12 protein-coding genes are annotated in these 11,989 nt (G+C 32.7%); 2 read left to right on the top strand and 10 right to left on the bottom strand.

Going from position 1 to position 11,989, the window contains the following annotated elements:
- Positions 1-16: 16 nt before the first annotated feature.
- The 9 genes from ACXAFS_RS11160 to ACXAFS_RS11120 all read right to left on the bottom strand — a co-directional run bounded on the left by ACXAFS_RS11160 (position 17) and on the right by ACXAFS_RS11120 (position 9,852).
- On the bottom strand, positions 17-343 hold the full coding sequence (locus tag ACXAFS_RS11160) for a nucleotide pyrophosphohydrolase (RefSeq protein ID WP_475307010.1): 327 nt from the start codon (positions 341-343) through the stop codon (positions 17-19).
- Positions 343-2,376 carry a DUF3857 domain-containing protein gene (locus ACXAFS_RS11155; protein ID WP_475307008.1) on the bottom strand — a complete coding sequence of 678 codons (2,034 nt, stop codon included), beginning with the start codon at positions 2,374-2,376 and terminating at the stop codon, positions 343-345. The genes ACXAFS_RS11160 and ACXAFS_RS11155 overlap by 1 nt, the downstream gene beginning before the upstream one ends.
- A 28-nt stretch (positions 2,377-2,404) precedes the next feature.
- On the bottom strand, positions 2,405-4,300 hold the full coding sequence (locus ACXAFS_RS11150) for a DUF3857 domain-containing protein (protein ID WP_475307007.1): 1,896 nt from the start codon (positions 4,298-4,300) through the stop codon (positions 2,405-2,407).
- A 135-nt stretch (positions 4,301-4,435) separates the two neighbouring features.
- Entirely contained in the window at positions 4,436-4,888 is a 453-nt protein-coding gene (gene dtd, locus ACXAFS_RS11145; protein ID WP_475307006.1) for a D-aminoacyl-tRNA deacylase, read from the bottom strand.
- Positions 4,885-5,835, bottom strand: a complete 951-nt coding sequence (rsgA, locus tag ACXAFS_RS11140) for a ribosome small subunit-dependent GTPase A (RefSeq protein WP_475307004.1) — start codon at positions 5,833-5,835, stop codon at positions 4,885-4,887. The genes dtd and rsgA overlap by 4 nt, the downstream gene beginning before the upstream one ends.
- Positions 5,836-5,917: 82 nt before the next feature.
- Complete coding sequence (locus tag ACXAFS_RS11135; RefSeq protein ID WP_475307003.1) at positions 5,918-7,000, bottom strand: chorismate mutase; 1,083 nt, start codon at positions 6,998-7,000, stop codon at positions 5,918-5,920.
- A gap of 29 nt (positions 7,001-7,029) precedes the next feature.
- Positions 7,030-7,881, bottom strand: coding sequence for a prephenate dehydrogenase (locus tag ACXAFS_RS11130; protein ID WP_475307001.1), 852 nt, complete (start codon positions 7,879-7,881; stop codon positions 7,030-7,032).
- Positions 7,882-7,885: 4 nt separating this feature from the next.
- Entirely contained in the window at positions 7,886-9,028 is a 1,143-nt protein-coding gene (locus ACXAFS_RS11125) for a pyridoxal phosphate-dependent aminotransferase (protein WP_475307000.1), read from the bottom strand.
- Positions 9,025-9,852: a prephenate dehydratase gene (locus tag ACXAFS_RS11120; RefSeq protein ID WP_475306998.1), complete on the bottom strand. Its 828-nt coding sequence runs from the start codon at positions 9,850-9,852 to the stop codon at positions 9,025-9,027. The genes ACXAFS_RS11125 and ACXAFS_RS11120 overlap by 4 nt, the downstream gene beginning before the upstream one ends.
- 279 nt (positions 9,853-10,131) lie before the next feature.
- On the opposite strand from ACXAFS_RS11120, the gene gldA reads away from it, so the two are divergent.
- Both gldA and ACXAFS_RS11110 read left to right on the top strand, forming a co-directional pair.
- Positions 10,132-11,025 carry a gliding motility-associated ABC transporter ATP-binding subunit GldA gene (gene gldA / locus ACXAFS_RS11115; protein WP_475306997.1) on the top strand — a complete coding sequence of 298 codons (894 nt, stop codon included), beginning with the start codon at positions 10,132-10,134 and terminating at the stop codon, positions 11,023-11,025.
- Positions 11,025-11,231: a hypothetical protein gene (locus ACXAFS_RS11110; protein WP_475306995.1), complete on the top strand. Its 207-nt coding sequence runs from the start codon at positions 11,025-11,027 to the stop codon at positions 11,229-11,231. The genes gldA and ACXAFS_RS11110 overlap by 1 nt, the downstream gene beginning before the upstream one ends.
- Here the strand turns inward: ACXAFS_RS11110 and ACXAFS_RS11105 are convergent.
- Complete coding sequence (locus ACXAFS_RS11105) at positions 11,228-11,971, bottom strand: head GIN domain-containing protein (RefSeq protein ID WP_475306994.1); 744 nt, start codon at positions 11,969-11,971, stop codon at positions 11,228-11,230. The genes ACXAFS_RS11110 and ACXAFS_RS11105 overlap by 4 nt on opposite strands.
- Positions 11,972-11,989 lie beyond the last annotated feature (18 nt).

Raw genomic sequence — 11,989 nt, 5'->3', positions numbered from 1 at the left:
TTTAGCAGAAACAAAACTACTTCAATTTTTCATTATTATGATGTCTATCGTGATCGCGTTTTGTTTTTTTATCCATTTTCTTATCAAAAGAAGCCTGTAAATCTATACCTGTTTGATTTGCTAAGCACAGCACTACAAATACAACATCTGCTAATTCTTCTCCTAAATCTTTGTCTTTATCACTTTCCTTTTCACTCTGCTCACCATAACGCCTTGCTATAATACGCGCGACTTCACCAACTTCTTCAGTAAGCTGTGCCATATTGGTAAGCTCATTAAAGTATCTTACACCATGTTCTTTAATCCAATTATCTACTTCTTTTTGTGCGTTTTTTATGTTCATTATTTAGCTTTTGACAACACAATTTGCTCTTTGTTTTTATCAATGATTTTTGAATAAAAAGCCTTAAAATTTTTGTAATCTGCTGGTGCAATAAAAGGGTTATTTATTTCAAAATCTAATTTTAAGCTTAGATATTTACCATTTTCTTGCATTACATATGAAAATTTTACATCTCCAGAACCAAATTCCATAGCTTCGCTTTCTGGTAAAAATTCTAACTCGTAACCCTCTGGCAAAAGAATATTTACAATAGTATTATAATTTACGGGATATATAAAGTCTATAGGATAAATACGGTTCTCTAACTTAAATGGATTCTCCTTTGTTGCTAAAAATAAAAGTGGTGAAAAATATAGCTTATCTCCTATCTCATCGATACCGTCAGATAATTCATAACTGTAAGTTACTTTAACTGGTTTACTAATATCAGTATCATTTTCAAACTGTAAATCTGAAATTTCAATATCTCCTTTTCCAGACTCTAGCGATTTTAAATGGTCATCTTCGCTTAATCCTGTGTAACGCTTTCTGTATTGCAAGGCTAAGTTAGAGGTATGATTTTCTCTTACTTGACCAGAGATTAACAAATCACTATCTATTTTTACATTTAGCATTGTAGTTTTTTTAGACTTTTTTAAAGATTTAACATTCACCCAACGTGATACACCACCATTTTTAATTAAGCGTCCTTGCCAGTTGAGCACTCTTTCTGGCAAAACATTATTAGTACTAAATGGCTCTGTTGCATCAATTAACATATAACCATCCTGACTCTCTACCATACAAATTACATAGTTAAATCCTTGTCTTGTTGGAAACAAAGGAAATCCATTATTACGAGTACTGATTAAAACCGGATTTGCCTCAACTCCCAAAGATTTCAACATAGCAACCACCAATAGGTTAATATCAGCTACGTTACCCTCACCTTCTTTATAAGCTCCTCTAATTCCTTTTTGTGCATAAATACCGTAATTGCCATTCCATTTCACCTTAGACTTTACGAAATTTTCTACCACTACTGCTTTTTGAAAATCGTCTTCTGCATTTTGCAAAACACTATTTAAATCTTCTTTGTAAAAAGGAGATTTATTGAGTTGTCCACCGAAGCTTTCATTATCATAAACTGTTTTTGAAACCCCTTCCCAAGTGACAGCATAAGATTTCTCTACATAACCTTCTTTAGCCAAACTTGCCTCGAGCTCTAAACTTAATTTTGCTTTGTAATTATTAATGTTTCCACCATATGACTCAGTCTTAAGTGCAGGAACATTGGTCTCAGTTAACTCTAAAACATTATCAAAATAATCGAATTGACTTGTGTATAGCGAAGAGCCTGAACCAACTTTTGTATTTCTTGTTGTGCTTTCGCCTCTTCTTGCCAGGGAAACTTGCCTGTTGTTTTTAGACTCAGAAAAGTTCGGCCTAAAAAATGCTCTAGGGTTTAGCCTAGTCTTGTATTTATAGAATTGTGGTGTTGCAACCGAAACTTCAATCTTATTTATAGGTATACTGTATTGTAAATCAATTTCATCAATTTGCAAAAAAGGGGAAGTTATAGTGTATTCGTACTCTATGATTGAGCCTTCTTTAACATTTGGTAGTGTAAAAGAACTAATATCATAGATTTCCGTTGCTTTCTCTGTAAAAATACCACTATTCTTTAGCTTAGATTTTTCTATTTTACCCTTCTCTAAATTATAAGTATACCCTTTTATACTCTTTATTTTTTCATCATTTCCTGAGGTACTTTTATATAATGGCACCTTTATATTAGCCCATTCAAATCCTTCCTTATTATAGATTTTAATCTTTGTAGCTACCTCTTTCATTTGAGTAAAACCATTGGATTGACTGTAATTGAAATAAATCTTTTCGCTCCTGTAAATAATAGCTGCGTTTGCCGATGAGTCTGTAGAATGATATTTTTCTTGTAACTCTAATTTAGAAACATCTCCCAATTTAAAGTTCTGGCTGTTACTTTTTAATTGGGTCAATTGAAAAATGAAGAATAAGATTAATAGTTTTTTCATAAAAATGGAATTCACAATTGTTATTTAATTAGGCTTTTATTAAGGCAATTTTAGATTTGTCATTTCTTACAATTTGCTTTCTAAAATCTCTATATGCTTTGTATTCAAGTTTATCGTAGGTTCCTTTGTACTGCATATATGTTCTTGTATATTTAATTTTATTGCCGTCTATAGCCTGTAACTTATACTCATATTTACCAAACTTATTCTGAATGCTTATGCCCTCTAGCATAGCTTCTATTTCATAACCGTTTGGTAATTTTATAATATATTCATCAACATCCTTAAATGCTCTATTTATAGTAAAATCTAACTTTCTATCAGTATATCTTACAGGAATAACACTAAGCCGATTAAATATATTTGGTTGTATTATTAATCGATCTCCACTTTTTGAAGAATAGTTATCAGCTGATAAGGTTACACTCTCTTTATAAATAATATTATTTTTATCATTTATTAGTTGAATTTTGGTAATATCAAGATTATTGATATAATCCCAGTAGTTATTGTAGTGTAATTGCTGGTCTCTTAGTTCCTTTCTTTCTAATCCTTCATGTATTGCGTACTGATAACCTTTGGTTTCAATAATCACCTCAGCTGATATACTTCCATCTTCATGAATAGTAACGTTAGCTCTCGTTTGTTGTAAACTATCATCCGCATCATACACCTTGGTGTGTACTATTTCACCACCTTCAGGCTTTACCAACAGCACATCTCTATCGTCCGTGAATCCAGCTATAAAACCAAATGGATGGGTTTGACTTGTACATTCTAAGAATATATTTTCTGAGTTGTTTGGAATGCACAAGATTACATGATTGCCCTGAATAGATGAAAATTCCTTATCAATACTACGTATATCTCTACCACCATATACAACGGTATAATAGGAGGGTACATCAACAGCTTCTAATAGAGATTTTGTGTAATTTGTTAAACCTTTACAATCAGAATAACCAAGATTATCTACTTCTTGTGCCATCATTGGTTTCCAACCACCAATACCAACTTGGATGCTTATATATCTTGTTTTGTCTTGCATATACTTATATACAATTTTTGCTCGCTCAATAGGATCCTCAGTATCTTTTGTTAAAGCTTTAACCTCGTCTATAGTACTTTGTGGTATTTTGTCTGTACCAGTCAATAGTTTATTGTACATCCATTTTCCAAATTCTTTCCAGTTGGTATTAACACCTTCAAGACCTAGCATATCAAAAGATGTTAATGCAACCTTATATCTCGGTATAAGCTTAGATAGTGACGGTGTGTAAGATTCATATTTAATACCCTCTACATTATTCAACACAAAATGATGATCAGTAATTTCTTGAATTGGAAAACTATCAAAATTAACCTTCTTAGTTTTTAAACTGATATTGGCAGGATTCAAAATTTTATACTCAGAATGCTCTACGCTTAGAAAAAAATCACTAATCGGACGCCAATCTGGGAAAAAAGCAGTGTTTCTATAAATCACCTCAGAAAAATATTTCACGGTGTAAGGATAATCTATCGGATTATAACTAAGGTGCTTTACTCTATCGTCCTCATAAATTGAAAAGTCGCTTACTGCACTAATATCAATGAAATCACGCTCTTTTATATTTTTTATTTCTGAGCCATACTCGTCATAAATTGTGGCATTCATATCCAAGATTTCAGTATAATCATCATAATACTGAGTTGCATCTACATGTCTATTACCGTATTTATTGAAGACAGTTACAATACGGTTAGTGATTACCTTAATTTCAGAATTACTTAATATCTGCACCGTTTTATTTTCAGACCTAATGACGGCATTAGCCTTAACTTTTAATTCTGATGGTATGGCACTAGATGTATATAAGTCTTCAGATTGTGAAAAGCCAGTAATAATAAAAAGAAGAAATATTACTGTAGAAAAATATTTCATGCAGAGTCTTGATTAATTGAATTGATTGGTAGCACAATATAATAAGTAATAATAGTAAGCCAAATGATTAAAGTCATAAAATCCCTACAATTCTCAAATACTCGATAAACAACGTAAAATCAATTGTTAATTTTATTATTCTTTATTCTTAGAATCTATAATTATAGTTACAGGGCCATCATTTACCAAGTGTACTTTCATGTCTGCACCAAACTCACCTGTTTGTATTGGTTTTCCAAGAGTATTTTGTAAGGTCGAAACAAAATTTTCATAAAGCGGAATTGCAACATCTGGCTTAGCTGCTTTTATATAACTTGGTCTGTTTCCTTTTTTTGTACTCGCATGAAGGGTGAATTGACTAACTACAATAATATTACCATCAGAATTTAGTAGAGAAGTATTCATAACACCATTTTCATCTGGAAACACACGAAGATTTACAATTTTATTACATAACCAATCGATATCCTCTTGGGTATCCTCATTTACAATTCCCAATAAGACCAAAAGGCCTTTTTCTATTGAGGCTACTTTCTTTTTATTAATCACTACAGAAGCTTCAGATACTCTTTGAATTACTATCTTCATTCGTTATCCCAATTATCTGTCCTGTAGTTCTCTTCATCCCCTTCTAAAATCTGAATATAACTTCGATATCTGGAATAAGACACTTCATCATTTTCTAGTGCTTCTTTAACCGCACACTTTGGTTCTTTTAGATGCAGGCAATTATTGAATTTACAATCTTGCTTTAAAGCAAAAAACTCAGGAAAATAATCGCCTACTTCTTCCTTTTCCATATCCACAACACCAAATCCTTTGATACCTGGCGTATCTATAATTTTAGCATCAAAACTTAAGTCGAACATCTCTGCAAAAGTAGTTGTATGCTGCCCTTGCATATGCTGTTCTGAAATGGCTTTAGTTTTAAGATCTAAGGAAGGTTCTATAGCATTAACCAGAGTAGATTTACCCACACCAGAATGCCCAGAAAACATACTCACCTTACCTATCATTAAAGATTTTACTTTTTCTATGTTATGTCCTGTCGTAGCTGAAATCTCAATGCATTCATAGCCTATTTTTTTATAAATACTTTCAAGATATTTTACCTCTAGTAATTTCTCTTCATTATAGGTGTCAATTTTATTAAATAATAAAATAGTTTTCACAGAATAGGCTTCGGCAGTAACCAGAAAACGATCAATAAAACTGGTAAACGTAGGTGGATTGTCTAAAGTAACCAAAAGAAATACCTGATCTATATTTGCCGCAATAATATGGGTTTGCTTAGACAGATTAACCGATTTTCTAACAATGTAGTTGGTGCGCTCTTCTATACGATGTATTACCCCTGTTTCGGTATTATTTTTAGTTTCTAGCTCAAACTCTACGATATCACCTACAGCAATAGGGTTAGTGCTTTTTATACCTTGAAGTCTAAATCTCCCCTTTATACGGCACTCATAAAACTTACCGTTCATCGTTTTTACGGTATACCAACTTCCGGTAGATTTATAAACTGTTCCTGTCATCAATACAAAGATGATTATTATTGTTTAATGAAACAAAAAAGCTCATCAATTAAGATGAGCTTAAATTAATTCTATTGAATAACTAGTGGTTAATAATCTCCTCCTGATGATTAATAGACTCTTGGTGAATGGCCTTAAACATTCTAAGAATAAATTCTTCGCTAAGATTTTTCTCTTCACCTTCTAAAATCATTTTACCCAAAATCTCATTCCAACGTTTGTTTTGTAAAACTGCAACGTTGTGCTTCTTTTTTAAACTACCTATATCATCTGCTACTTGCATTCGCTTCCCTAAAATTTCAATTAATTGATGGTCAATAACATCTATTTTAGTTCTTAAGGTGTTTATCTTATTTTTAAACTCTGCATCTTCACCAACTTCCTTTCTAATACGTAAATCTTCTGTGTACTTAATTAGAGTTTCTGGTGTAATTTGCTGTGCAGCATCACTCCAAGCATTGTCTGGATCGTGATGTGTTTCTATCATTAATCCGTCATAATTTAGATCTAATGCTGTTTGACTTAAGTCGAAAATTATATCTCTACGACCAGCAATATGAGATGGATCTAAAATTAATGGCAAATCCGGAAAACGGTTTTGTAAATCTACTGCAATTTGCCACTCTGGATTGTTTCTGTAGCGTGTTTTTTCATAAGTTGAAAACCCTCTGTGAATTACACCTAAATTCTTAACATCTGCAGTGTAAAAACGTTCAACAGCACCCAACCATAACGATAAATCTGGGTTTACTGGATTTTTAATTAAAACTGGCTTATCTGTTCCTTTTAAAGCATCTGCAATATCTTGCACTATAAAAGGACTTACTGTGGTGCGCGCGCCAATCCAAAGTATATCTACATCGTGCTTTAAAGCCAATTCTACATGGTTGGCATTAGCTACTTCTGTAGTAATAAGCATCCCTGTTTCTTCTTTTGCTTTTTGAAGCCACTTTAACCCAAGCGCTCCTACTCCTTCAAAATTACCAGGACGTGTTCTTGGTTTCCAAATACCTGCTCTAAAAACAGTGGCATCGCTATCTTTTAGCTGATGTGCAATTTTTAAAACCTGCTGTTCTGTTTCAGCACTACAAGGTCCAGCAATTACCAGTGGATGATCTAAATTAAAAGCATCTAACCAGTTTCTCAATTCTTTCTTGTTTTCCATCTTACTATTAATCTTCTTTTTCTTAGTTTTTATTCTATTCCGTTTAATATATCTTTTATATGGTTGGTGGTTTCCATCTCCTTGAAAACTGCCTCAAAGTTATCTTCTAACATTAACTTTCTGAAATGCTTTAGGTTATCTATATATTCATCTAAAGTTTCAATAACATTAGTTTTATTTTGTTTAAAAATTGGTGTCCACATGGCTGGCGAACTTTTTGCTAAACGTACTGTACTTGCAAAACCACTGCCTGCCATATCAAAAATATCGCGTTCGTTTTTCTCTTTTTCTATCACTGTTTTGCCCAACATAAAAGAGCTTATATGCGACAAGTGCGACACATAGGCTATATGTTTGTCGTGCGCTTTAGGATTCATATAACGAATACGCATCCCTAAATCCGAAAACAGTTTTAATGCTTTTTCCTGAAGCTTGAAAGCTGTTTCTTCAACTTCACAAATAATATTTGTCTTGTTGTTATATAAATTATGAATTGCTGCATCAGGCCCTGAAAATTCTGTACCAGCAATAGGGTGTGCTGCTAAAAAATTTCTACGTTTTGGATGATTTTTCACCTTAAGACAAATATCTTCTTTGGTTGAACCAGCATCAAACACAACGGTCTCATCCGAAATCAGATCTAGTACTTTTGGCAACACTTCTAAAGTAGCATCAACAGGAATAGCCAAAATAACAACATCTGCTGTACTTAAATCTTCGTAAATAGCCTTTTTATCTATAATACCCAGAGTTTTTGCTTTATCTAAATGCGCTTCGCTCTTGTCTATACCATACACAACACATTCTGGATTTTGCTTTTTTATATCTAAGGCAAAACTTCCTCCTATTAATCCTACTCCTATGATAAATACCTGTTTCATCTATCTAAACTCGCGCTATCGCTTCTTTTATTTGTTCTTCTGGAGAGCACAATGAAAAACGCACATAGCCTTCGCCATTACTTCCAAAAACTGTTCCTGGTGTTATAAATATTGAATGCTCTTTTAACACTAAATCGGTAAATTCTTCAGACTTTAAATGTGGTGGTAATTTTGCCCAAACAAACATACCTGTTGCATACTCGTCGTAGGTACAGTTTAAAGCCTCTGCCAGTTTCCAGATAAGCTCTCGTCTTTGTTCGTAAACACTATTTAAACTTACAAACCACATATCTGAACATTTTAAGGCTTCTATTGCTCCTTTTTGAATGGCATAAAACATTCCTGAATCCATATTACTTTTTACCTTAAGCACTGCATTAAGATGCTCGTAACTTCCTACAAGCATACCTACTCGCCAACCTGCCATATTAAAGGTTTTACTAAATGAATTTAACTCCAAACAAACCTCCTTTGCATGGTTATAACGCATGATACTGATAGGTTTTTTGTTTAGAATAAAACTATACGGATTATCGTTTACTATTAAAATATTGTGTCGCCTTCCAAAGGCTATAACTTCGTCATAAAACTTGTTTGGTGCGTTAGCTCCTGTTGGCATATGCGGATAGCTGATCCACATAATTTTTACCTTACTTAAATCTAAGCGTTCTAAAGAAATAAAATCTGGCAACCAATGGTTGTCCTCCTTTAAATCGTAAAAAACTGGTTTTGCTTCTAACAATTTAGTTACCGCAGAATATGTTGGATATCCTGGATTTGGAATCAAAACCTCATCACCTGGATTTAAAAAAGCCATAGAGATATGCATTATACCTTCTTTACTTCCTAAAAGTGGTAACACCTCAGTTTGCCCACTTAGATTTACTTTGTACTGTTTTTTGTAAAAATTGGCAATCTCTTCTCTTAACTCTGGTAAACCTTGGTAACTCTGATATTTGTTAGCTCCTTCTTCATCCAAGCTATCTTTTAAAAGCATAGTAGCTTTAAAAGGCGGTTCTAAATCCGGACTTCCAATACCAAGGTTGATAATAGGTTTTCCTTGAGATTGCAAAAAGGCCACTTCCCTTAACTTTTTAGAAAAGTAGTATTCTTCTACATGTTTTAAACGGTTGGCTACTTCAATCATGTTTTTGCATTTTTATATTCACCTAACACTTTAAAATTCTCTGCCATAATCTGCATAATGGCATATGCTTTTTCGTAATCTTTGTAATCATCAAAAGTTACATCTACAAAAAAAGCATACTTCCAAGGCGTCTCAATTTTTGGTAAGGATTGAATCTTAGTTAGGTTTAGTTTACAATCACTCATTACATTGAGTATTGTAGCTAAACTACCACGTTTATGATCTAATTCAAATTTTAGAGATGCCTTATTAACTCCTTTTCGTTCAAGGTTGCTATTTTCTCGCCTAACAATTGCAAAGCGTGTTTCATTATGTTTTATGGTTTGAATGCTTTCGGCCAAAATATCTAATTGATATAAACTTGCTGCATTCTTGCTTGCTATAGCTGCGATGCCTTTAATATTATTTTCTGCAATTTGTCTAGCAACTTCTGCTGTATCTTTTGCTTCTACCAACTTAATATGTGGATGATCTTTAAAGAACACTTTACATTGTAGCAATGCCATTGGATGTGAATGTACTTCTTTTATAGTTGCTAAAGTTTCACCTTTTAATGCCATTAAGTTGTGCTGAATATCCAAATAATACTCACCAACAATACTCAGATTATGATTATCTATTAGTGCGTAATTAGGAATTATAGAACCTGCTATAGAATTCTCTAAAGCCATAACCATACTATCTGTTTGGTATTGTAATAAATTGTCCACAGCACTATCAAAAGACATGCACTCAATGACTTCTGCTGTAGAGCTGAAGTACTTTTGAGCCACCTCATGATGAAACGATCCTCTTATTCCTTGTATGGCTATTGGTTTTGTCATAACAAAAAAAGTCTCGAATTAATCGAGACTTTTTTAAACTTATATTTTATTCACTAAAACATACTAAGCCTCGTTTCTTCCGTTAAAAAAGAAATAAAACCAGTTATAATATGTTTTAGCTATGTGTTTCATAATATTCTGTGGCTAAAGTAAATAATATTTTTACAAATCAAAATTGTTGTTATACCTTTTTTGAGTTGTGCACAAAATTTTAAAGATTTTATAATAAATAATGTGTGGTATTAGATATTAGTTATTTTTGATTAAATATTCTGAATTATGTCTATTGAAGTTACTAATATTTCAAAATTATATAAAGATCAAAAAGCATTAAACAACGTTTCTTTTAAAGTGAACGATGCTGAGATTGTAGGTTTCCTTGGTCCAAATGGTGCCGGAAAATCGACAATGATGAAGATTCTTACTACGTATATTGAAGCTTCCGAAGGCAATGCAAACGTGAACGGATTTGATGTTACGGAGAACAAAAAAAATGTTCAGAAAAGTGTTGGTTACTTACCAGAACACAATCCGCTTTACACAGATCTTTATGTAAAAGAATATTTAAACTTTAATGCCAATGTGTATGGAGCACCAAAATCTAGAATTGACGAGGTTATTGAACTTACAGGACTAACACCAGAAGCGCATAAAAAAATAGGACAACTTTCTAAAGGTTACAGGCAACGTGTTGGTCTGGCAAACGCACTACTACACAATCCTGATGTTTTAATTTTGGATGAACCAACAACTGGTTTAGACCCTAACCAACTGGTAGATATTAGAAATCTCATTAGAGACATAGGAAAAGAAAAAACTGTGTTTTTATCTACGCACATCATGCAAGAGGTTGAAGCCATGTGCGATCGTGTTATAATCATTAATAAAGGTGAAGTAGTTGCAGACAAATACCTCAAAGACCTCAGAGAAGGTCAAGAACAGGTTATTATTGTTGAGTTTGATTACCGTGTTGAGGATGCTTTTCTATTACGTTTACCTAAAGTAAATAACGTAAAAAATGTGCACGATTTTATTTACGAAATCACATTTTCAACCAAAGAAGATATGCGCTCTCATGTTTTTGATTTTGCCCATGATAACGAATTGAAGATTCTTCAGCTCAATCAAAAAAATGCTAGTTTAGAGAGTTTGTTTAGAGAATTAACGAGTTAATGATTTTGGAGGCTTTTCTAGAATTTTTAGCAGGAATAATTCAAGAAGCGATTCCAGATCTTTTAAAATACATTGGCGCTTCTTTTAAATGGCTTTTTTACTTAGGCAAGAAACCTTTTAGAACTATTTTACAAGAAGAATGGAATAGAAGGCTTGGGTTATTTGTAATTATTTTAACAATAGTAATAATCGTAAACCTTGGTTAATCAAAAAACAACTGACCTGTATAAACACGCTCTACCTCTACAATTGGTGGTTCATTTACAGAAATAAGATCGCCTGTACCTCTTAATATCCCTGTGAGCGATGCTTGCGGATTTACAACCATATCGTTACTACCTCTGTGGTTTACTTCCACATTTTGAGCGATTAAATTTTCACCTTCAAATCGCCCAGAACCAGAGAAAAACCCAACAAACAAAGTCTCTACTTCACCATTAATATAAAATGATGATATATTATTTGAAGTAATGCGTAAACTCTCAGAATTTATGGACAACCTAAAATCACCGACAGTAAAATCTGTAGCTTCATTAAAATCTTCTGAGAATAATCTTAAACTAGGATATGTTAACACTCCATCAGATGAAATTTCATACTGCGACGATGTTCTTATTTCTGTAAGATTTGGTGCTTCAACATAAATTTTTGTAATACCATAGTCTCTTACATAATTACAGGTATTATCATCTGTAAGTACTAATCTATTGCCAATAACTTCTGCCTTTACATCGTTTATTAAGTTTTCACCAGTTTCAATAGTAACTTTATATTCTGGCGCTTCGGTAATGATTAATTCTATATCTCTATTCACTACAATTCTTTCAAAGCCAACAACATTAACATCTTGTTGAATAATAGTTCCTGAAGTTTGAAAGCAATCATTAGCATCTTCGCTATTGCAAGCAAAAACAAGAAAAACCAATAAACAAATTATTTTCTTCATATCTAAAATAGATTCCTG

This window comes from Winogradskyella sp. ABM4_392, from assembly GCF_056160445.1.
Note: the sequence above shows the minus strand (reverse complement) of the source record. Positions and strands in the feature narration are given on the sequence as shown.

Bases quoted from the DNA above. Each gene is read 5' to 3' on its own strand.
- ACXAFS_RS11160 (WP_475307010.1), bottom strand. From the start codon at position 343: ATGAACATAAAAAACGCACAAAAAGAAGTAGATAATTGGATTAAAGAA.
- ACXAFS_RS11155 (WP_475307008.1), bottom strand. From the start codon at position 2,376: ATGAAAAAACTATTAATCTTATTCTTCATTTTTCAATTGACCCAATTA.
- ACXAFS_RS11150 (WP_475307007.1), bottom strand. From the start codon at position 4,300: ATGAAATATTTTTCTACAGTAATATTTCTTCTTTTTATTATTACTGGC.
- dtd (WP_475307006.1), bottom strand. From the start codon at position 4,888: ATGAAGATAGTAATTCAAAGAGTATCTGAAGCTTCTGTAGTGATTAAT.
- rsgA (WP_475307004.1), bottom strand. From the start codon at position 5,835: ATGACAGGAACAGTTTATAAATCTACCGGAAGTTGGTATACCGTAAAA.
- ACXAFS_RS11135 (WP_475307003.1), bottom strand. From the start codon at position 7,000: ATGGAAAACAAGAAAGAATTGAGAAACTGGTTAGATGCTTTTAATTTA.
- ACXAFS_RS11130 (WP_475307001.1), bottom strand. From the start codon at position 7,881: ATGAAACAGGTATTTATCATAGGAGTAGGATTAATAGGAGGAAGTTTT.
- ACXAFS_RS11125 (WP_475307000.1), bottom strand. From the start codon at position 9,028: ATGATTGAAGTAGCCAACCGTTTAAAACATGTAGAAGAATACTACTTT.
- ACXAFS_RS11120 (WP_475306998.1), bottom strand. From the start codon at position 9,852: ATGACAAAACCAATAGCCATACAAGGAATAAGAGGATCGTTTCATCAT.
- gldA (WP_475306997.1), top strand. From the start codon at position 10,132: ATGTCTATTGAAGTTACTAATATTTCAAAATTATATAAAGATCAAAAA.
- ACXAFS_RS11110 (WP_475306995.1), top strand. From the start codon at position 11,025: ATGATTTTGGAGGCTTTTCTAGAATTTTTAGCAGGAATAATTCAAGAA.
- ACXAFS_RS11105 (WP_475306994.1), bottom strand. From the start codon at position 11,971: ATGAAGAAAATAATTTGTTTATTGGTTTTTCTTGTTTTTGCTTGCAAT.